A 20,718-nucleotide genomic window follows, 5' to 3' on the forward strand; every position below is an offset into this window, starting at 1 on the left:
CCGGCTTACGTCGGATAGCGGCGAGAGCTGGATGTCATCACGAGCGTCTGCTGACGCGGAGACTGGCCGCGCGACAGAGTTTGAATGTCGGCCTCGAGGCGTCACGACCGGACGCCGGCAGCGTTTATCGGCGCGCCTGAACACGCGCGGGATAGCCGGCCCTGGTCGACGCGAGCGCCAGGGCGGCCGGCGTCACTCGGGCGTCATCGTAGGTCACCGTCGCCACGGCCTGTCCTCTCCCGCCCGGGGTCAAGGCGACGGTCACGGCTTCAACACCGGAGATGCGCGAGATCGTGCGGCGGACGATGGGCGCGCAGGTCACGCAGGTCACATTGCTAACGTCGAGCCTCACCGTGCGTTCGGCGGCTTGGGCGGCATCAGCGGTGAAGACAGCCGCCGCGAAGACGAGAGCGTTGCGGACCGAAAGGGTCATGATCGAAGTCTCCAGGAAAAATTCAGGCGCCGATCAGCAGCGGCGCGACATAGGGAAATGCGAGGGCGAGGGCGACGAGCAGGGTCGCCGTCCAGAGCGCGATCTTGACGAGGCGCGTCGAGGCCGGCCGGGCGCAGGTCACGTCGTCGGCGCAGGCGGCCCGGGGCTGGCGGTAGACCCGGAAGAAGCCGAGGCTCAGCAGCACCACGGCGGCGGCCACGAAATAAAGATGGTAGGGGGCCAGCGCCGTGACGTTGCCTATCCATGCCCCGCTGATCCCGAGCGCGAACAAGGCCAGCGGCAGTACGCAGCAGGAAGTGGCGCCGATCGCGGCGGCAAGTCCTCCGACGGCAAGCCACCCGCGAGCGATGGGTTTGTCGGTGCGCGCCGAGTGTCCGCCGAACTCTTGCTTGCCGTCTGCCATTAACACTCCTCACGCCTTCACTGGTCGAGACACACAAGGTAGGGTCTGTAGTCACTACAGATACAAGAGGTAAAACGCTTCATGGACAAATCGGCCCTGCGGGATACGGCCCCACAGCTTCCTATCGGCGAGTTGTCCCGGCGGACCGGGGTCAACATCGAAACCGTGCGCTATTACGAGAAGATCGGCCTGATGCCCGCGCCTGCTCGCAGCGAGGGTGGACACCGCCTCTATGGCCGCGGTCATCTGCTCCGGCTCAATTTCGTGCGCCGGGCCCGGGAGCTCGGGTTCACGCTGAATGAAATAAGGGATTTGCTCGAACTGGCCGAACAGCGCGATCTTCCGTGCGCGGAGGCGCGCGTGGTCGCTGCCGCCCATCTGGGCGACGTCCGTTCCAAGCTAGCTGCTCTGAGGAAGATGGAAGAGGTGCTCGTCGAGATGGTCTCGCGCTGCGCCGACGGCGCCACGCCGGATTGCCCGATCCTGGAAGCCCTGTTTGATTCCGAGGCTGGAACCCGGCCGGTGCCCTGAACGGCCCCTGCCCGCCCGCAGCTTTCAGGTTCGGACGTTTATATCCCGCCTCATCCGGGGCTGGCGGTTGATTTTTTGGCGCTAGTCCATCACGGCGAGCCTCGCCTCGTCACGCAATCGACCCGACGGATTTTGGAAAGACAAGAATGCTCTTGTATCTGTAGGGACTACAGACCCTACTCGGTTGTCCGAGACGATCGACACCAGCGCGCTCAACACTTGCTGGGCTCAGATCGCCATACTCCAGCTTCCCGAGGGAAAAGCGTGCCGGACCAAGAACCCATCACCCGCGCGGCTGATAAAGCGGGCGTAGTCGGCGCGATTGTTGCGGCTATGGGCTGCGCGGCGTGTTTTCCCGCACTCGGCAGCTTGGCCGCAGCTTTGGGTCTAGGCTTCTTGAGTCAGTATGAAGGGGTCTTCATCCGCTACCTGCTCCCTCTGTTCGCGGTTATCGCGTTGGCCGCCAACGTGGCCAGCGGGATGCGCCATCGGCGATGGTCAAGAATGACCCTGGGCATGGTCGGACCTCTGCTGGTAGTGGCCGCCGCCTTGCTGATGGCGAGCTTTGGCTGGCCCACGGCTTGGCTCCTTTACCCAAGTCTGACGTTGATGATCGCTGTGTCGATCTGGGATCTGGTGTCCACACCGAAAAGGAGGCTCGCCGGTGCGGCTTGAGTTTCCTTTCCCCCGGTAAGACGAGCAGATGAGCACCAAGGCCTCTCGTCGTAGGATCACACCCGCTGCCATATCGTGCGTCAAAACAGGGTCGATGGGCGAGGAGGTTCAGCGTGCTGAGCCATGTCCTTAGATCTGCTCCTTAGATCTGCAGGGTCCACAGACCCTATCTCCGTGCCGAAGCGATACGGCCGGTCTGGTTACGCGAGCTAGACCCGAAGAAGTGGCGTGAGGACCAATCCCTAGCAGCTCCCGTGTCGCTCTTATTTTAAGCTCCGGCTTCAACCGAAGGCCCACGTCGCTTGGCGCCTGTTGGACTATTTGTCGGCCGACTACGCTGGCATCTGAGTGACGATCCGGTTCGGGCGCTTACAGAGTTGATTGGCGAGCGATGCAGTGCCAAGGCCTGAACTCGGGGCGACTTGCTGGTATCAATCCCGCACCATGCATGGTTTGACTTTGAGCGCAGTAAGACACTCACGGCGTTCCAATTTCAAGAATGGCAAACCAATATGTTTGACAATCTTCATATTAGGACACTATGAGTGTTCAAATGCTGGGAAAGCTAAACAAGCTCGAACGTATCCTCCCGGAAGGCCTCCTGGTCGATTCCGGCTGGATGAATGAGAACGGCTATCCCAACTCGCTGAGGGCCAAATACGTCGCTTCGGGGCGCCTGGAACGCACGGCGCGCCGCGTTTATCGACGTCCGCGCGGAACCCTCGACTGGCCGGTCGCCGTGCTGTCGCTCCAGGCCCTGCTCGACTATTCCGTCGTCGTGGGAGGACGCACCGCGCTCGAGCTCCAGGGCTACGCCCACTACCTTCCTGCCACCCGCAAGGAGGTTCATCTCTACGGCGACGAAACCCCGCCGACCTGGCTGGCCGACCTGCCTCTGGATGTCGCGTTCAAATATCATCCGTCGCAGAAGCTGTTCAGCAGCGCCCGATACTTCGAGGTCGCCCGGCTCGGCGAGGACTCCAGCGAGACCGGCCTCCTGGCGGACTGGGCCCGCGCCGCAGTGGTGGACACCCCCCTGGGCCACTGGCAATGGCCCTTGCGCCAGTCGACGCCCGAGCGCGCCATCCTCGAACTTCTGGACGAACTCCCCGATCATGAGAGCTTCGACCAAGTGGATCAGCTGATGGGCGCCCTGGCCACCCTCAGCCCGCGACGGCTGCAGCGCCTGCTCGAGGATTGCGTGAGCGTGAAGGTCAAACGCCTGTTCTTCTATTTCGCCGATCGGCACGCTCATGCGTGGCTTAAAGCCCTGGACCGTAACACCATCGATCTGGGCAGCGGCAACCGCGTGCTCGCCAAGGGCGGCAGACTGGACCCGACCTACAAGATCACCGTGCCGAGGTCGCTCGATGCCGGTCAGTGACGTCTACGCCCGGCAGGTCCGCCTCCTCGTCCAAACCCTCCCCCTCGTGTTCCAGGAACCTGTCTTCGCCCTTAAGGGCGGCACGGCGATCAATCTGTTCGTCCGTGATCTGCCGCGGCTGTCGGTGGATATCGACCTGACCTATCTGCCGGTTGAGGATCGGGACACATCGCTCGCCGCAATCGACGCGGCCTTGAGGCGGATCGCTGACGCCATCGAACACGCCCTGCCGGGATCGGTCGTCGTGCGCGGCAAGGGTGGAGCCCAGCCCGTGATCGACAAGCTGCTCGTCCGCGCGGACGGCGCGGTGATCAAGGTGGAGGTGACGCCGGTCCTGCGCGGCGTGGTGTTCGAGCCCGAGGTCCGTCCGGTTTCAGCGGCAGTGGAAGAGCGCTTCGGCTATGCGGAGGCCCGGATGGTTTCCCACGCGGATCTCTATGCCGGCAAGATCATGGCGGCGCTGGACCGCCAGCATCCCCGCGACCTGTTCGATGTGCGCGACCTTCTGGCCAACGAGGGGATCACGCCGGCACTGCGACAGGCCTTTGTGATCTATTTGGCCAGCCACCACCGGCCCATGGCCGAGGTGCTCCGCGCCAATCCCAAGGATCTGACCCAGGAGTTCGAACGCGGCTTCGATGGGATGACCGAAGACCCAGTGGACCTTGAGGACCTCATCGCGGCGCGCGCCGCCCTGATCACTGCCATCGTCGACGATATGCCGGAGGCGCACCGCACCTTCCTGATCGGGTTCAAGGCCGGCGCGCCCGACTGGGACCTCATCGGCCTGCCCGACGCCGCCGACCTCCCCGCCGTGCGCTGGAAGCAGTTAAACCTCGACCGCCTGGAGCCCGCCCGGCGCGCGGACATGGTCGAACGGCTTCGACAGACTTGGCCGCAATCAGTCTGACAATAGCGCCAGACCGCAGCATGCTCACAGACTCCGAGGTTCGGACGGTATGAGCAACTGACAAAACGGTCGTTTAGGCGTCTGCGCGTCGGGTCTAGATGGCGATTTCCGGAACGCCAGCCTGCCCTAGGAGCGCGTAGAGCTCGGCTACCTTTGATCGTTGGCCACGTTGCTGGCAGAACGCAAAGATGGCCCGCTGCTTCGCTCGGGAGAGAGCGACGAAAAACGCGGCGAGGCCCTCTTTGTCGCCGGGTTTGTGCGCCCACCAAGCTTGGTCGTCGAGCCCCATGAAGACGATCGTGTCGTACTCAAGCCCCTTGCTCTTATGCACGGTCATCAGAGGTATCTGATCGAGACCTTCGAAGGCATCCAAGCACTCGGACCAGGTCGATACCCCAGTAGCCGATGCCATCAGGTGCTGCAGGAGCCCTTCAACGACGATCTCGAGAAGATTGCCTGCTCCATATTCAACATAGGTTCTTTGAACGGCCGCGGGATCGAGGAAGGTCAACACGGCCTCTGCGATGTTAACCGCCGCCTCCGCCGAGGGCGCGGTTTCAGTCATGTCTTTCCTAAGCCCGGCCAGAAAACGGGACAGAGCGGCTTCAGCCCGGGCGTCCGCAGCATCGTCGCCGGGCGGGATCGCTCTCAGCGCCGAGACAGCGGCGGATAGATACTGCCAGGCCTTAGGCGAACGCTGGACAGATCCGAGCCTCAGCGCAGCGACGACGAGTCGGCAGAGGCTGTCTGACAGCAGGTCCTGAAGCGGGACTTTGCCGACCAGCGCGCTTTCGTTGCGAATACGCAAGCCGCTCGCGGCCATCGGCGCGCGGAGTTCGGTGTCCACCGCCTCCGCCTTCTGCTTGACGAGGATCGCATAGTCGCGTGGGCGACGTCCTCTCCGCGTCATGTCGCTAGCCAACCACGTCGCGAGATGGCGCGTTTCTTGAGCGCATGTCGGGCTGTTCCAAATCTGGGCCACGTCGCCGTCGATAAGCTTGCCTGTCTTGGCCACGACCTGTGGCGACGATGGGTCGAGGACGCGTGCGACGACATGCTGGATGGCGACGAGATCCGGTGAAGAACGAAAGTTGAAGAGGAGGGGCACCCGCAGAGCATGGAAGTCTGCTTCCAATCGGGCAAAGGCATCGGGTCTCGCGCCGGCCCAGCCCATGATCCTTTGTTTGTCGTCTCCGACACCCGTGATGACGGCGCTGCTGCCCCTGAAGACCGAATAGAGGAAATCATACTGAGCGAAGGTGGTGTCCTGAAACTCGTCGACGAAGATGAAGGGATAGGTGGCGCGGAGTGCGTTCGCGATCTGAGGATTTGATCTCAGAAGTAGCTCGGCCATGCGGTTCAGCGTGACGAAGGTGAGGTTGGATGGATCTCCCGCACCCCGTTGCTCCGACCACCACCGTGCGGTCGCAAACTCTGCCCCGGATCGCGGTTCCGGGTGAGGAACGAGCATGCGTCTGGCCCCCACTCCGGTTCGTCAAGGACATAGCCAACGCCGCGCAACGTCCGGATCAACTCCACGTCGAAGCCTCGATCGACCTTGGAGCGCAAGCGGCTGACATGGGCATCGACGATATTGGTTCGGGGATCAAAATGGAATCCCCACAGGCTCTCCAGCAGCATGGTCCGGGTGACGGTCTCGCCGATGCGCCGCGCTAGGAACTCCAGCAACTTGTATTCCTGCGGGGTAAGTTCGATCCGTTTGCCAGCGCGGATCACCCGGCGGCGACGGGTGTCGATGACCAGATCTGCGAGGGCGATCGTCTCGCTCAGCCCGGACAACGGTGGCCGACGCACCAGGGCATTCAGGCGCGCGAGCAACTCGCTGAAGGCGAACGGTTTGACCAGATAGTCGTCGGCCCCGCCTTCGAGACCTGCGACACGGTCCTCGACCGAGCCGAGAGCGGTCAGGACGAGGACCGGGGCAGCGACCCCTTCGCTGCGCAAAAGGGCAATGGCGTCGAGCCCGTTCAACCCCGGCAACATCCGATCCATGACGAGAACATCGTAGGCCCCGGCCATGCCCATCTGGACGCCCTCATTGCCCGAGCGGGCGACGTCGACCGTGTGGCCGGTCTCGGCCAGGCCCCGGGCGATGAAGCCCGCCGTGCGTTCGTCGTCCTCAACGACCAGCACCTTCATGACACGACGCCAGGGTTCATGTCGGCCACATGATCACGATGCAGGGTCGGTCGCCAGTCCGACGCCGCTATTGCCGTCCCGAATTAACCCGCCCGTCAGACTAAGCGTAAACTGCGCGACCTAGAACGGTGGCAGACCACGAGAGAATGCCGCTTGCCCTTCGGCGCCACTACGATTGCCCCCAACGCCGTGCTTGTTTGCAGGCGCGACGATCCGTCGATCGGCGACGCATCCACATCGGCGCAGATCCATGGATTCGCGCCCGCTTGGGTCAGACGGGTTCTGTCCTGGGTCTGGCTCTGTCGGTACAGGATTCCACCCCCAAAACTCGTGATAGATGCAGCCAGATGTTCGATCTGATCGTCGGCATCATCGCCGCCACCGGTGTTTTGGGCGTCGCCGTCCTGATGTTCGCGGAGAACATCTTCCCTCCGTTGCCGTCCGAGGTGATCATGCCGCTCGCCGGGTTCGCCGCCGCGCGAGGCGACATCGACTTCGTTTTTCTGGTCATCGCCGGGACCGCCGGAGCGGTTCTCGGCGCCTGGGTTTGGTACGAGATCGGGCGTCGGGTCGGCCTGGAACGGCTGCGACGCTGGTCTGCGTCGCACGGCCGTTGGTTGACGCTGGCGCCGGACGAGGTCGATCGGATGGCCGGTCTGTTCACGCGGTTTGGGGCTCTGACGGTGTTCCTCGGCCGCCTCCTGCCCACGGTTCGCACATTCATCTCGATACCGGCGGGCGTGACCCGGATGCCGCTTGCCGACTTTCTGGTCTGGACCTCGGCCGGCACCGCCCTCTTCACCTTCACCCTTGCGTATGCGGGTTATAGGCTTGAAGCCCACTACGATCGCGTGGAGGCTTGGTTGAACCCTTTGACCACTGGGGTTCTGGCCTTCGCTGTCCTGGGCTATCTCTATCGGCTTGTGACCTTTAGGCCGCGCCCTGGCGCAGGGGTGCACGATGGTTGAGCTCTCCTCTTTCTGCGAGGGTAGGGTGCGAGCTGAACCGATTGGTGGTCGTCCGTCCGGATCGCCGGCCACGGAGAGAGACGGGGGTGCACCTCGGCCTCATCCCCTTTTCGACCGCGTCGTGGCGCGTTGTGGCGGTGGGTGCAGGAGCCGCCCCCACCACGGTGACAGGTCGACACCGACGGCGTCCTTCAAACGCAATCTCAACGAAAGCCTCGCTGGACTGTCTCTTCCCGAGGCGGCAGGCCGACCCACGAAGCCCTTGCAAACATGCCGACGCCATTGACTCGCCCTTTCACCACTATCCGGCGTCTGATTGATGTGCGCCGACTGCCCGGAATCTGACCATGTCGGAAGACAAGAACGCCGCCATTCAGCGCATGCAGTTGATCCGCAAGGTCGTGCTTTTCGTTCTGATCATCGCCGTGGTCATCCTGGCTGCCTTCAGCCGGACCCTGAGGGGTGAGACGCCGTTTCACGAGGGCCTGGAGACTGTCGGCCTGATCCTGATCGGCGTCGCCATCGTCGGGCGGGGCTGGTGCTCTCTCTATATCGGAGGGCGCAAGAAGGCCGAGATCGTGGATCGTGGACCCTATTCCATCACCCGAAATCCCCTCTATGTCTTCAGTTTCGTCGGCGCCTTCGGGATCGGCGCCCAGACGGGCAGCATCGTTTTGGCCGTTCTGTTTCTGCTGATCGCCGTCGCGGTCTTCTGGGCGACCGTGAAGAGCGAGGAGGCCTGGCTGCTCGACGCCTTCGGAGCGCCCTATGCGGCCTACCTCGATCGCACGCCTCGTTTCTGGCCAGACGTCTCGAAGTGGCGGGACGCCGAGACCCTCGAAGTCCGCCCCATCTTTTTTCTGGTCACCCTCAGGGATGGCCTGGTCTTTCTGTTAGCGATCCCGATCTTCGAGCTGATCGAACACGCCCAGACGAGCGGCTGGATCCAGACGGTGTTCACACTGCCCTGAGCCAGGCGCCGCGAACTCGCTGGACCGCCTAGAACCAAAAAGCCGCTTGGCTGGTGGACGGGGGCGTCGCACCAGAGTTGCCGAGCTCACCGAGCAGGACCCGCGCCTGCTGACACGACAGGAAGGCCCCGAGCGGTCTCCTATCCCGGCTGCGCTCCGGCGGTTGCCGCCGAAAGAGCGCGGGCTTCGCTGCGTATGCGCACCCACATCATCGCTGCGTTGAGAAGGCTGAACACGATCGCATAGCCGACCAGTCCGAAGGCCACCGGCAGGACCGCGATCTCGAGGGCGACCACGACATAGTTGGGATGGGAGACGAAGCGATAAGGCCCCCGAGTGACCAGCGGCGCGCCTGGCAAGGTGATGATCCGGGTCGTCCAGCGGGACCCGAGGGTGGCGATCACCCAGACCCGGCCTGCCTGGAGCAGAACGAAGACGGCGAGCAGGGCAAGGTTGACCGGCCTGTCCCACGCGAACGCCCACAGTCCCAGAAGCCAGGCCCCGTGCAGGAGGACGATGAAGACGTAGTGGTCCGCGCCCGTCTCGACGGCGCCCTGGGCGCGCAGACGGTGAGTGTTATACTCGGCCAGAACCAGTTCCCCGAGCCGCTGCGCGGTCACCAGGGCGAGGACGACGATGGACAACATCACGCCGCCGCCCTCAGGGTCACGGTGCTCAGGGTGAAACCTGGCCCCAGGGCGGTCACGACCGACCGGTTCGGCAGACCCTGCCGTCTCGCGCGGTCGAGGACATAGAGGACAGTGGGCGCGGACATGTTGCCGTGGTCGGCCAAAACCTCCCGTTCGTGATCCAGACTGCCCTGATCGAGGGACAGGGATCTCTCCAGGGCGTCGATGACCTTCATTCCGCCCGGGTGACAGATGAAACGATCAACATCCTCAAGCTCCAGGCCCTGGCGTTCGAGCATCCCGACCATCGCCGGTCGAAGGTTTTCGCGGGCGAACGGAGGAATGGCGCGGTCGAAGATCACGCCCAGACCGGTCGGGCCGACGCGCCAGCCCATGACGTCCAGACTTCCAGGCCAGGTGTGTTCGCCCGCCGCCTCGATCGAGGCGAAGCCCGCCTCGCCGCAGCGAACCACACAAGCGGCCGACCCGTCGCCGAACAGCGCCGTCGCAACGATGTCCGCCTTGGTCAGATCCTCCATCCGGAATGAAAGGGTGCAGAGCTCGACCACGACCACAAGGATCACGGCCCCCGGCGAGGCCTGGGCCAGCCTTCCCGCAAGGGCGAGGCCCGTCGCTCCGCCGGCGCAGCCGAGGCCGAAGACCGGGACCCGCGCTGCATCGGAGCGAAATCCCATCCGGGCCATGGCGCGGGCCTCAAGGCTGGGCGTGGCGATGCCCGTCGACGAGACCGTGATGATCACGTCAACATCGCACCCCTTCAGGCCTGCTTGATCGAGAGCCGCTTCGGCGGCGCGGGCGAACATGCCGACCGCGATGTCGAGATAGGCCTGGGTCCGTTCCGGCCAACCCCGTGGAGTGAGATACCAATCCAGGGGCATGGCCGATTGGCGCGTCCTGATCCCCGCCGTGTCGAACACGGGCAGCATCCGGTCGATTCCGGGAAACCGGTCTCTAAACAGCGCCTGAGCGACCCGGACGACGTCCGTCTGGGTCATGACATTCGGCGCGTCTGCGGTCGCGATGGAGAGAATTTTGGCGGAAGCAGGCATCAGGTTCGCTCCGGTCGGCATCGGCTGCGACCCGAACCCTAATCGCGCGAACGCTCTATAGTTCCGAAAAGGCTTATAAAACAGCTAGATAAGAACCGGTATCACTCGCAGCCCAGCCAGAAGCGGAAGCATATCCTTCGAGGATGAGGCACGAAACAGCCCCCAAGATGGGCGGTTGGCCTGCCTCTCGACCGGTTCATTCTCGACCGCTATCTCGCCAGCGCCGGTCAGAATGAGACGTCGTCGGGTCTCAAACGCCGTAACCCGCAAGGTGGACCGGAGCGATGGCCACGGCCTCACGTCTCTTTTCACACCGTCGGTTTCGGTGTGAGGTTGGCTGAAAGCCTGGCGAGACGACGTGGCAGATCCCGTTCGATGGTTCTCTTCTGATAGGGACTAAGCTTGCGCCAGCCCGCTATCTCCGGCCGCGTCCGACCACATCCTTCGCACTGACCCGAGCGGCCGTCGAAGGTGCAGATATCGATACAGGGCGTGCCGGTCATGAAGGAACTACCCGGCCAGGGCCACGACGGCCTGCCAGGTGAGAACCAGGCCGACGATGGCGATCAGCCCGCCTGAAAAATAGGGCGCTTTCCGCGCAAAAGCCGCGAAACCTCCCGACCAGCGCTTCTCCGCATGCCGCATCCCGATCGCCGCTGCGACACCGACGGTGACCATGGTCGCCGCCAATCCGATCGAAAAGCACAGGACGAGGGTCGCACCCAAGGCCACCTGCTTCAGCTGCAGGCAGAGCAGCAGGACGGTGATCGAGGCCGGGCACGGGATCAGGCCGCCTGTCAGGCCGAAGAGCATGATCTGCCAGGTGGTCACCTTGCGGTTGGCGAACCGTTTCTTGATGTCGTTGGCGTGGGCGCGTTCATGGGCGTCCTGGTGGCCGGGGTTTGAGACATCCAGGCCGCCGTGGTCATGACCATGCTCGTGATCGTGTTCGGCGAACTCGACGTCGAAGTCATGGGTGTGATCGCCGTGGCCCAGAACCAGCCGCGCCGTGAAGGCGTGGGGTTCGGGAATGACGTCAGCCGATTCGAGATAGCCGTCGCGTGTCTCGAAGTGGAATGTCTGGACGGAGCCGTCCGCGCGCGTGGTGGCGACCTTGATGTCGCCGGCCCTCGGGACAGGACCGTGATCGGGGGCAAACCGGAAGCGCGGCGGAATACCGTCCTCGAAGATACTCAGGCTGACGACGCCATGGCCCGTGTCGATCCAGCGCGTCTCGTCGTGGGTGTGGTCATGATCATGCTCGTTATGGACGGCGTTCTGCTCGCGCCATGTGGCCAACAGCATCCATGCGGCGACACCGAGGATGATCACGGCCGAGGCCAGTTGGAACCAGCCCTCCGAGGCTTCGATGTCGAAGAACTGACCGAAGTAAAGACCGGTCAGGGCGATCGCCCAGACGATGGCCGTGTGCGACAAGGTCGCCGAAAGCCCGAGCAATACCGCCTGCCAGACCGTCCCGCGCACGGCGACGATGAAGGCCGCCATCATGGTCTTGGAATGCCCCGGCTCAAGACCGTGAAGCGCCCCGAGAAGGAGGGCCGAGGGAATGAACAGCCAGGCATGGGCCGAGCCCTGCGCGAGCAGGTCCGCAAACGGAGTCATCGGCGTCTCACAGGTATTTGGTGATGTCTTTGAACTCGGCCATGGCCCGACGGGCCTCGGCCGGGTCGCCCTCGGCCGCATGGGCGAGGCAATGGTCGATGTGATCGTGGATCAGGGTCTTCTTGGCCGCCGCCACGGCCTTCTCGATCGCATGAAGCTGCTGGGCGAGATCCAGACACGTTCGCCCACCCTCGATCATGGCGATGGTCTTGCGCAGATGACCCTCGGCGCGCTTCAGCCGATTGATGATCTCGGGGTGGGATTCGTGGACGACGTGAGCCATGAGGCTATGCTATCCCCCTGGAGGGGATAAGACCAGCCTCTCTTGGTTACCCGCCACAGGACGACGTTCGATGTTTTCACCGCTTCGCCATGCCGGTTACCGGCATCTGTTCATCGCCCAGGTCGCGGCCCTGCTCGGCACGGGCATGGCGACGGTGGCGCTGGGTCTGCTGGCGCATGATCTGGCCGGGGCCAATGCCGGCGAAGTCTTGGGGATGGCCCTGGCCATCAAGATGATCGCCTATATCGGCGTCGCGCCCTTCGCGAGCGCCCTGGCGGCCAGGCTTCCCCGCAAGGCCCTGCTGGTCTCGCTGGATGTCGTCCGGGCCTGTGTCGCCGGCGCCTTGCCGTTCGTTGGCGAGGCCTGGGAGGTCTATGCCCTGATGACGGTGCTGTACGTCGCCTCGGCGGCCTTCACCCCGGCGTTCCAGGCGATGATCCCCGACCTGCTGCCTGACGAGGCGGAATACACCAAGGCCCTGTCGCTCTCGCGCCTCGCGGCCGATCTCGAGAGCGTGGCCAGTCCCGTGCTGGCGGCCGTGCTCCTCGCCTTCATGAGCTACAACAATCTGTTCGCCGGGACGTCCCTCGGCTTCGTTATCTCGGCCCTTTTCGTCGTCACGGCTGCACTGCCGGTACTGACGCAGACGGCTCAGAAACCCTTCATCCAGCGGCTCACGGGCGGGGTTCGCCTGTTCGCTTTGACGCCACGTCTGCGCGGTCTGATCGCCATCAGCATCGCCGAGGCCGCCGGCGGGGCCATGGTGTTCGTCAACACGGTCGTCCTGGTGCAGTCCCGCTTCGCCATGTCCGGCCAAGCCGCCGCCTGGGCGCTAGCGGCTTTCGGGGCGGGGTCGATGGCGGCGGCGATCGCCCTGCCTCGCCTGCTGGACCGGGTCGCAGACCGGACCGCCATGTTGTGGGGCGCCGCGATCATGACCCTGGTGCTGCTTGGAGGATCGGTGCTGGCGACCACCTATGTCGCCCTGCTCATCCTCTGGGCCGTCATGGGCGTCGGCTATTCGTTGACCCTCACACCGGCGGGTCGCGCCTTGCGTCGGTCTTCCAACGCACAGGATCGTCCGGCCCTGTTCGCGGCGCAGTTCGCCCTGTCCCACGCCGCCTGGCTGATCGCCTATCCGGTCGCCGGTCTGGTCAGCGCGGCTGCGGACCCCAGCGCGGCCTTTCTGGTGCTGGCCGCCCTGTGCGCGTTCGGAACGGTCCTAGGATTTGTAGTCTGGCCTGCGAACGACCCGACGGACCTGCCGCATCGGCATGACGCACCGGCCGAAGACGATCCGCATCTGGACGGTCAATCCGGAGAGGCGTTGCACAGCCATCCCTTCGTCATCGACGAGCGCCACCCGCGATGGCCGACGACGAAGGAGTGAGCCCAAGGCGGGAGACATCCGACCGTAAGCCTCAGTCGACGAAATCGACGCTCTCGTAGTCGCCCGAGGTTTGAAGCGTGATGGTGACACGCTCGCCGCTGCGGTTACGCCAGAACCAGCCGTGATGACCCGCGAAAGCGGCCGTTAGCACCCCCGTCTCGCGGGCGGAGGTTCCCTTGCTATAGCCGTGATAGGTGATCCCTTGGCCGTCACCATGGGTGTCATAGTTCACCGCCGGGCCACTGGTGGACCAGGTGAAGTTCGCCTTCGCGCCGTCCCCCATGGCCATTTTGATCTCGGCCCCCTCGTCAGGCTCAAGGGTCAGGGACGTGCGATGGCTGCGACCCGCCGATGCGCCATTGGTTGTCGTAGCTGCGGCTGCCGTCTGGGTCGTGACCGCTGGCGGGACGGCTTCGGTCTTGGCAGACCTGGCCGGCTCCTGAGTTGCGGTGTCTGGTGAGCCCACTGGTGCGGCTGCCGGCAAGGCAGGCGCGGTCCTCGTGGATGTAATGACCGCCGCCGTTGAGGCCGCTTCAGCCGCAGCTTCAACGGCGAGTTGGCGCTTGATCCGGCCCATCTCGGTCAGCCCGAAGACCGAGCCGATGCGGGTAGGATCGACGCCGTACTCGGCTGGAAGGACCACGGTGACCAGCAGGGCCGAGGCGATGACGACGGCGACGCCGGTAGACTTGAGCAGCTTGGCCGTCGACGGCAGTTCGGCGGGATCGGGTTGATTGAGATTTTGCATGGAAGGTCTCCCGTCAGGCGACGAAGAAGCCGACGAGCTGATAGCCCGTCAGGATGAAACCGAGGATCATGAGGATGACGTTGGCCAGATAGGCGTGGCGCCCGAAGCTGGCGGTCCGGCGCCAGAATCCCATGGCGATCAGGATGGCTCCGAGCGCCAGAAGCTGGCCGATCTCCACGCCGATGTTGAAGGCGATCAGGTTGACCAAGAGGCCGTCGGAAGACAGCTGGAAGTCCTGCAGTTTGGTCGCCAGACCCAGGCCGTGGAACAGACCGAACGCCAGGGTCGCGGCCCTGGCGTCCGGCTGGACACCGAACCAGCGTCGGTAGGCCCCCATGTTGTCGAGCGCCTTGTAGACGACGGACAGGCCGATGATGGCGTCGATCAGATAACTGGAGACGTTGACGTTCAGCATCACGCCCAGCAGCAGGGTCGTCGAATGCCCGACGGCGAACATGGTGACGTAGAGGCTGATATCCTTGAGGCGGTAGAGGTAGAAGATCACCCCGAACAGGAACAGCAGATGGTCGTAACCGGTGACCATGTGCTTGGCCCCCAGATAGACGAAGGGCCAGAAGACGATGCCGGACGTCTCCTGGATGTAGCCCTTGTCCCCTGCCGCCACCCCGTGCGCCAGGGTGGCGGTGAACAGGCCGTTGAGGAAGAGCACCAACAGGCCTGCGCTCAGCAGGCCGATGGGCGTTCGCAACCAGGCGGTCGCGCGCTGGAGACGCGGGTTCATGAAGTCCTCCGGGAGTATGCGAAGGGAAGCCGCTCACGCCACGACCGTCTGACGCCGTTCGGCGAAGACGGGCGGCCGTGGACGAGGCTGTAGAGGGCGGGGAGCACGAGCAGGGTCAGCAGGGTCGAGGAGATGATCCCGCCGATGACGACCGTGGCCAGCGGGCGCTGGACCTCGGCGCCGGCTCCGACGTTCAAGGCCATGGGCACGAAGCCGAGGCTGGCGACGAGCGCCGTCATCAGCACCGGGCGAAGACGGGTCAGCGCCCCCTCCCGGATTGCCTCGCCAAGAGGCTTCCCTTCGGCGATCAAGCTGCGGATGAAGGTGACCATGACGACACCGTTGAGCACGGCGACCCCGGACAGGGCGATGAATCCGACCCCCGCCGAGATCGACAGAGGCAGCCCACGCAGCATCAGGGCGGCCACCCCTCCGGTCAGGGCCAGAGGCACGCCGGAGAAAACGATGGCCGAGTCCTTGACCGAGCGGAACAAGGCGAACAGCAGGCCGAAGATCAGCAGCAACACCGCGGGAACCACGAGTTGCAATCGTTTGGCGGCCGAGATCAACTGCTCGAACGTTCCGCCATAGGTGACCCAATAGCCGGCCGGTATGGCGACCTCAGCATCGACCCGGTCCTGAACCTCGCGGATGAACGAACCCAGGTCGCGGTCGCGGACATTGGCCGTGGTCACGATGCGGCGTTTGCCGTTCTCTCGGCTGATCTGGTTCGGACCCTTTGTGAGTTCGATCGTGGCGACCTCATTCAGGGGCACGAACTGACGCGGCTGTCCTTCGCCCGCCGGGAGCGGGACCTGGAGACGACCGATGGCGTTGGTGTCGGCGCGCAGACGCTCGGGCAGGCGGACAACGACGTCGAAACGACGGTCACCCTCGAAGATTTGCCCGGCGGTCGTGCCGCCCATCGAGGTGGAGATAACCGACTGGACGTCTTCGATGCTCAGGCCAAGGCGCGCCATGGCGGGTCGGTTGGGTGTGATCTGGAGCACCGGCAGGCCGGTGATCTGTTCGGTCTGGGGATCGGCGGCCCCGTCCACCGAGGCCACGATGGCTTCGATCTCGGCGCCGAGGCGCAGCAGTTCGTCGAGATCGTCGCCATAGACCTTGATGGCGACGTCGGCCCGCACCCCGCTCAGCAGTTCGTTGAACCGCATCTGGATCGGCTGGGTGAACTCGTATTTGCTGCCGGGAATCTCATTCACGGCCTCTTCCATCTCGGCGACGAGGTCGCCGCGAGACTTGCGAGGGTTCGGCCAATCCTTCCTGTCCTTCAGCATGATGAAGGTGTCGGCGACCGAGGGCGGCACCGGATCGGTGGCGACCTCGGCGGTGCCGATCTTGGCCACGACCCGCTCCACCTCGGGGAAGCGGGCGATGCGGGCTTCCAACGCAGTCTGCATCTGCACGGCCTGGGTCAGGCTGGTGCCCGGGATGCGCAGGGCGTGCATGGCGATGTCGCCTTCGTCGAGATTGGGCACGAACTCCGAGCCCATCCGCGACGCCCCGAACCCGGCGAGCAGCACCAGCACGACCGCAATGCCGATCATCAGGCTGCGGGTCCTGAGCGCGAAGTCGAGCGCCGGCTGATAACCCACCCGGGCCCAGCGCATCAGGAAGCTGTCCTTCTCCTCGACCTTGCCGGTGACGAACATGGCGACGGCGGCGGGTACGAAGGTCAGGGACAGCAGGAGCGCTGCCGTCAGGGCGATGACGACGGTGATCGCCATCGGGTGGAAGGTCTTCCCCTCCACCCCGGTCAGGGCGAAGATGGGGACATAGACCAGGGTGATGATCATGACCCCGAATAGCGAGGGCCGGATTACCTCGCTGGAGGCGGTCGCCGCCAGATCGAACCGTTCCTCGCGGGTCAGGATACGACCCAGGCGATGCTGGGCCTCGCCGTAGCGCCTGAGGCAGTTCTCGACGATGATGACGGCGCCGTCCACGATCAGGCCGAAGTCGAGCGCGCCGAGGCTCATCAGATTGCCGGAGGTTCCGGTCCGCACCATGCCGGTGATGGTCATCAGCATGGTGACGGGAATGACCGCCGCCGTGATCAGGGCCGCGCGGATGTTGCCGAGCAGCAGGAACAGCACGACGATGACCAGCAGGGCGCCCTCGACGAGGTTCTTTTCGACGGTGTGGATGGCGCGTTCCACCAGTTCGGTGCGGTCGTAGACCGGCGTGGCGACGACACCGGGCGGCAGGGCCTTGGCGGCTTCCTGCAGGCTGGCGGCGGCGGCCTGGGCGACGATACGGCTGTTCTCGCCAGCCAGCATGAGAACCGTCGCAAGGACCGTCTCCTTGCCGTTCTCGGTCGCGGCGCCGGTGCGAAGTTCCTGGCCCATTCCGATGTCGGCGACGTCCAGGATGCGGATCGGAACGCCCCCACGCGTGGCGATCACGATGTTGCCCAGGTCTTCACTCGTCGAAGCCTGCCCCGGCACCCGGATCAGATACTGTTCGCCGAAGCGCTCGACATAGCCCGCGCCGACGTTGGCGTTGTTGTTGTCCAGCGCTTCGACCACCTCGGCCATGGTCACCCCGTAGGCCGCCAGCCGCTGCGGATCGGGTGTGACGTGATACTGACGCTCGTAGCCGCCGACGGTGTTGACCTCGGTGACACCGCGCGTGTTGCGAAGCTGGGGCCGGATGACCCAGTCCTGAAGCGTGCGCAGGTCTTCGGTCGTATAGGGCTGGCCGTCGGGACGTCGTGCACCCGGCTCGGCCTCGACCGTATACATGAAGATCTCCCCGAGGCCGGTGGCGATAGGGCCAAGTTCAGGGGTGACGCCGGGGGGAAGCTGACCGAGGGCGCTTTGGAGGCGCTCATTCACCAGTTGGCGTGCGAAATAGATGTCGGTGCCGTCGTCGAAGATGACGGTCACCTGGCTCAACCCGTATCGCGAAACCGAGCGGGTGTATTGAAGGCCCGGAACGCCTGCGACGGCGGTCTCGACGGGGAAGGTGATGCGCTGTTCGGCCTCCAGCGGCGAATAGCCGGGGGCTTCGGTGTTGATCTGAATCTGGACGTTGGTGATGTCCGGAGTGGCGTCGATCGGCAGGCGCTGGAAGCTCCAGACGCCGATGGCGCAGGCCAGGAGGACGAGCCCCATGACCGCCCATCGGAAGCGGATCGACAGGGCGATGATGCGTGCAAGCATGGTTCTCGCGCCCCCTAGTGATCATGGCTCGCGCCGGACTTTTCGATGTCCGCGCGAATGAGGAAGGCGCCGTCCACGACGTATTCGGTTCGGGGTTCGAGCCCGCCAAGCACCTCGGTCCACTCGTCGGTCCTTCGGCCCAGTTCGAGCATCCGCACCTCATAGGTGTTGCCGACCTTGGCGTAGACGACCTGGAAATCGCGGAACGGCTGGATGGCCTTGGTCTGGACGGCGAGAGGCACTGCACCCTCACCGACCTGAACGGTGCCCTGTACTCCCAGGCCCGGCCGCCAGACGCCGCCCTGATAGGCCAGTTCGACATGGGCGATCAGGGTCTGGCTCATCGGATCAGAGCCGGGCAGGATGGTTTCGATGACGCCATTGAAACGGTGGTCACCTGCCAGACTGGTGACCTCGACCCGCTGGCCCCGGCGGACACGTTCTGCATCGCGCGGATAGAGGGCGAACTCGGCATGGAGGCGGGTTGGGTCGCCGATCACCAGCATCGGCTCGCCGCCCGCGCCGGTGATGGCCCCGGCGTTGACGTTCTTGGCCATGATGACGCCGGAGATCGGCGCGGTGACGGAATAGGTCTGGAGGCTCTCGCTGGACTCGACCCGCGCCACAACCTGGCCTCGCGATACGCGCTGGCCCAGTTCGACGTTCAACGCCATCACCCGACCCGGATAGCGGGCGAAGACATCGCTCTGGCCCTCAGGCGTGATCTCGACCCGACCGCTCAACGGCAGAGACTCGCCCAGGACTGCGGAACCGGCGCGCTGCGTGGTGACGCCACCGGCGCGGGCGGCGTCGGCTGAGATGACGGTGCGACCCTCATAGGACTGGTAGGCCCAGGTCGATCGCTTGCCGTTCTGGGTCGCCGCGACCGCCACGTCGAAGGAGTGCGGCTCGGAGACGACACCGGGGCTGGCGAGATAGTCCTCGGTCGGGATGAAGGTGAACCGATCGACCTTCGGCCCGAGACGGGTCAGGGCCATGGTCGCCTGGACCTGACGTGGATCGAGCGGCTTGTCCTTCAGATAGGGATAGAGCCGGAACAGGGGCTCTGGTCCTTCCTCGAAGATGGTGATCTCAAGGGCGAAGTCTCCGTCGCGGAGCATCCGGCCTCGGTGAGGGCCACGCTCATAGTCGGCGGCGGCAGCCTCGCCGTTTTCGCCTGCCTTTTCGGCGGGCTTGTCTCCGCAAGCGGCGGCGGCGAAGGCGAGGACGATCGCGGACGCAACGAGCCAGCGCCGCGAAGGTGTCAGGCGGATCATGGTTGAGTCTCCAGGGCGAGGATCAGGGCGCCGTGCGCGCCGGTCAGTCTGTCGAGGCGGGCGCGATCGATATGGAATTGCTTGAGCACCGCGACGCGGCGGGCGCGGGTCTGCAGCAGGGCGGTCTGGGCGGAGATGACGTCGTTGTAGGTGAAGCCGCCCCTGTTGAAGCCGTCGCGCACCAGAACGACGGCGCGCTCGGCCTGGGGAAGGGTTTCCTGCCCGATCCTGCGAGCTTCGCTGGCTCGGGCCATGACCTGAACCTGCAGGCGCGCGATCTCACGTTCACGGTCGATGCGGGCGGCGGCGAGATCACCCTCGGCGGCCAGCCCCTCCGCTCGGGCGCGGTCGATGGCCCCGAGGTTCTGGTCGTAGCGACCAAGGGGAATCGACGCGCCGACGACAAAGCCGAGGTCGTTGCCGTCCCCGAAGTGACGGACGCCGGCGCTGACCGTGGCGTCCGACCGGGCGCGGGCCGTCTCCACCGCCACCCGGGCGACGGCGATGTCGCGCTGTGCGACGAAGATGTCCAGGTCCGCCTGGGCGACCCCATCCGTGACGTCGAGCGCCGACCGGGTGTCGGCGAAGGTCTCGGCGCCAAGGGTGAAGTCCGATGACCCATCCCAGAACCGGGCCAGCGAAATGTTGGCGACCCGGACGGTAATCCCGGCCTGATCGAAGTCGATCTGGGCCTGAGCCAGTTCGGCCTCGGCGCGCGCCCCGGCGAACAGAGGATCGCGCGCCATGTCCACGCGGCGACCGACCTCGGTCTGGAACCGTTCGGCGAGGTCAAGGCGCTCGCGGGCGATCTCCAACTCGGCCTGAGCCGCCAGAGCTTCCGCCCAGGCGCGCTGCACCTGTTCGAGCCGGTCCAACTGGCGAATGCGCGCGGTGGCGTCGACCAGCAGCCCTTCGGCTTCGGCGAGAGAGACACGGGCGGACCTGTCACCGCCCCGCTCGAACCGTTGCTCGACTGTGAGCGTGGTCTCGGTCCGACGGAACAGGTCGCCTCCGCCGATGGTCGGAAAGTTCTCGACCATCACCCCAAGCGTGGGGTTGGGACGAACGTCCGCCTGACGCACGGCTGCCCGCGACGCCTGTCGCCGGGCCTGGGTCGGTGCCAGTGAGGGATCGACCAGGGCGGCTCGACGCAGCGCCTCGTCCAGCGACAGTACAGGCGCGGTGGACGTGGCCGCCGCATCCTGTGCGACAGCAAGGGTCGGCGGCAGCGAGGCCGCCAGAATGAGCGCGAGGGCCGACACGGCCGTCAGTCGCGCCCACGGCCCGGCAATGCCGGACGATGGGGTCTTCAAGG

Annotated in this window: 21 protein-coding genes; 7 read left to right on the forward strand and 14 right to left on the reverse strand. The window is 65.0% G+C overall.

What is annotated here, in order from left to right; all coding sequences use genetic code 11:
* Positions 1–124: 124 nt before the first annotated feature.
* Positions 125–433 (reverse strand): heavy-metal-associated domain-containing protein, encoded by a 309-nt coding sequence (locus ACP69V_RS01790; RefSeq protein ID WP_183197770.1) that lies wholly within the window; start codon positions 431–433, stop codon positions 125–127.
* Between the two features lie 22 nt (positions 434–455).
* The gene (locus ACP69V_RS01795) at positions 456–857 is read right to left on the reverse strand and encodes a mercuric transporter MerT family protein (RefSeq protein WP_183197768.1); all 402 of its coding nucleotides are present in this window, start codon (positions 855–857) and stop codon (positions 456–458) included.
* Positions 858–938: 81 nt separating this feature from the next.
* On the opposite strand from ACP69V_RS01795, the gene ACP69V_RS01800 reads away from it, so the two are divergent.
* The 4 genes from ACP69V_RS01800 to ACP69V_RS01815 all read left to right on the forward strand — a co-directional run bounded on the left by ACP69V_RS01800 (position 939) and on the right by ACP69V_RS01815 (position 4,357).
* A complete protein-coding gene (locus ACP69V_RS01800) occupies positions 939–1,388 on the forward strand; it encodes a MerR family transcriptional regulator (RefSeq protein ID WP_183197766.1) in 450 nt (149 codons plus the stop codon).
* A 264-nt stretch (positions 1,389–1,652) separates the two neighbouring features.
* Positions 1,653–2,063, forward strand: a complete 411-nt coding sequence (gene merC / locus ACP69V_RS01805; protein WP_426022424.1) for an organomercurial transporter MerC — start codon at positions 1,653–1,655, stop codon at positions 2,061–2,063.
* 553 nt (positions 2,064–2,616) lie between these two features.
* Positions 2,617–3,447 (forward strand): type IV toxin-antitoxin system AbiEi family antitoxin domain-containing protein, encoded by an 831-nt coding sequence (locus tag ACP69V_RS01810; RefSeq protein WP_312572337.1) that lies wholly within the window; start codon positions 2,617–2,619, stop codon positions 3,445–3,447.
* On the forward strand, positions 3,434–4,357 hold the full coding sequence (locus tag ACP69V_RS01815; RefSeq protein ID WP_183197762.1) for a nucleotidyl transferase AbiEii/AbiGii toxin family protein: 924 nt from the start codon (positions 3,434–3,436) through the stop codon (positions 4,355–4,357). The genes ACP69V_RS01810 and ACP69V_RS01815 overlap by 14 nt, the downstream gene beginning before the upstream one ends.
* Positions 4,358–4,451: 94 nt before the next feature.
* Here ACP69V_RS01815 and ACP69V_RS01820 read toward each other — a convergent pair whose 3' ends face one another.
* Both ACP69V_RS01820 and ACP69V_RS01825 read right to left on the reverse strand, forming a co-directional pair.
* A complete protein-coding gene (locus tag ACP69V_RS01820; protein WP_426022426.1) occupies positions 4,452–5,711 on the reverse strand; it encodes a UvrD-helicase domain-containing protein in 1,260 nt (419 codons plus the stop codon).
* Positions 5,712–5,716: 5 nt separating this feature from the next.
* On the reverse strand, positions 5,717–6,517 hold the full coding sequence (locus ACP69V_RS01825) for a winged helix-turn-helix domain-containing protein (protein ID WP_426022428.1): 801 nt from the start codon (positions 6,515–6,517) through the stop codon (positions 5,717–5,719).
* Positions 6,518–6,864: 347 nt separating this feature from the next.
* On the opposite strand from ACP69V_RS01825, the gene ACP69V_RS01830 reads away from it, so the two are divergent.
* Positions 6,865–7,485: a DedA family protein gene (locus ACP69V_RS01830; protein ID WP_183197662.1), complete on the forward strand. Its 621-nt coding sequence runs from the start codon at positions 6,865–6,867 to the stop codon at positions 7,483–7,485.
* A gap of 347 nt (positions 7,486–7,832) precedes the next feature.
* Positions 7,833–8,456 carry a methyltransferase family protein gene (locus ACP69V_RS01835; RefSeq protein ID WP_183197660.1) on the forward strand — a complete coding sequence of 208 codons (624 nt, stop codon included), beginning with the start codon at positions 7,833–7,835 and terminating at the stop codon, positions 8,454–8,456.
* Positions 8,457–8,596: 140 nt separating this feature from the next.
* On the opposite strand, the gene ACP69V_RS01840 is transcribed toward ACP69V_RS01835, so the two are convergent.
* From ACP69V_RS01840 to ACP69V_RS01860, 5 genes are all read right to left on the reverse strand, one after another.
* The gene (locus ACP69V_RS01840) at positions 8,597–9,103 is read right to left on the reverse strand and encodes an isoprenylcysteine carboxyl methyltransferase family protein (RefSeq protein ID WP_221205266.1); all 507 of its coding nucleotides are present in this window, start codon (positions 9,101–9,103) and stop codon (positions 8,597–8,599) included.
* Positions 9,103–10,155 (reverse strand): type III polyketide synthase, encoded by a 1,053-nt coding sequence (locus tag ACP69V_RS01845; RefSeq protein ID WP_183197656.1) that lies wholly within the window; start codon positions 10,153–10,155, stop codon positions 9,103–9,105. Before ACP69V_RS01845 ends, ACP69V_RS01840 begins: the two co-directional genes overlap by 1 nt.
* A 308-nt stretch (positions 10,156–10,463) precedes the next feature.
* Positions 10,464–10,658, reverse strand: a complete 195-nt coding sequence (locus ACP69V_RS01850; protein WP_135194134.1) for a DUF1289 domain-containing protein — start codon at positions 10,656–10,658, stop codon at positions 10,464–10,466.
* 7 nt (positions 10,659–10,665) lie between these two features.
* On the reverse strand, positions 10,666–11,778 hold the full coding sequence (locus ACP69V_RS01855) for a nickel/cobalt efflux transporter (protein WP_183197654.1): 1,113 nt from the start codon (positions 11,776–11,778) through the stop codon (positions 10,666–10,668).
* A 7-nt stretch (positions 11,779–11,785) separates the two neighbouring features.
* A complete protein-coding gene (locus ACP69V_RS01860) occupies positions 11,786–12,061 on the reverse strand; it encodes a metal-sensing transcriptional repressor (protein WP_035308120.1) in 276 nt (91 codons plus the stop codon).
* Between the two features lie 70 nt (positions 12,062–12,131).
* Here ACP69V_RS01860 and ACP69V_RS01865 point away from each other — a divergent pair, with 70 nt between their 5' ends.
* Positions 12,132–13,451 carry an MFS transporter gene (locus ACP69V_RS01865; protein ID WP_035308117.1) on the forward strand — a complete coding sequence of 440 codons (1,320 nt, stop codon included), beginning with the start codon at positions 12,132–12,134 and terminating at the stop codon, positions 13,449–13,451.
* 31 nt (positions 13,452–13,482) lie between these two features.
* On the opposite strand, the gene ACP69V_RS01870 is transcribed toward ACP69V_RS01865, so the two are convergent.
* Genes ACP69V_RS01870 through ACP69V_RS01890 form a run of 5 tightly spaced genes read right to left on the reverse strand, consistent with a single transcriptional unit; the run spans position 13,483 to position 20,716 of the window.
* Complete coding sequence (locus ACP69V_RS01870; RefSeq protein WP_035308115.1) at positions 13,483–14,199, reverse strand: hypothetical protein; 717 nt, start codon at positions 14,197–14,199, stop codon at positions 13,483–13,485.
* Between the two features lie 13 nt (positions 14,200–14,212).
* A complete protein-coding gene (locus ACP69V_RS01875) occupies positions 14,213–14,941 on the reverse strand; it encodes a HupE/UreJ family protein (protein WP_035308114.1) in 729 nt (242 codons plus the stop codon).
* Positions 14,938–18,126, reverse strand: a complete 3,189-nt coding sequence (locus tag ACP69V_RS01880; protein ID WP_035308111.1) for an efflux RND transporter permease subunit — start codon at positions 18,124–18,126, stop codon at positions 14,938–14,940. The genes ACP69V_RS01875 and ACP69V_RS01880 overlap by 4 nt, the downstream gene beginning before the upstream one ends.
* A 14-nt stretch (positions 18,127–18,140) precedes the next feature.
* Positions 18,141–19,403 (reverse strand): efflux RND transporter periplasmic adaptor subunit, encoded by a 1,263-nt coding sequence (locus ACP69V_RS01885; RefSeq protein ID WP_035308110.1) that lies wholly within the window; start codon positions 19,401–19,403, stop codon positions 18,141–18,143.
* Positions 19,400–20,716, reverse strand: coding sequence for a TolC family protein (locus tag ACP69V_RS01890; RefSeq protein WP_052004992.1), 1,317 nt, complete (start codon positions 20,714–20,716; stop codon positions 19,400–19,402). Before ACP69V_RS01890 ends, ACP69V_RS01885 begins: the two co-directional genes overlap by 4 nt.
* Between the last annotated feature and the right edge of the window lie 2 nt (positions 20,717–20,718).

It is taken from the genome of Brevundimonas sp. PWP3-1b1 (assembly GCF_049896065.1).
GTDB classification, from domain to species: Bacteria; Pseudomonadota; Alphaproteobacteria; order Caulobacterales; family Caulobacteraceae; genus Brevundimonas; species Brevundimonas intermedia_B.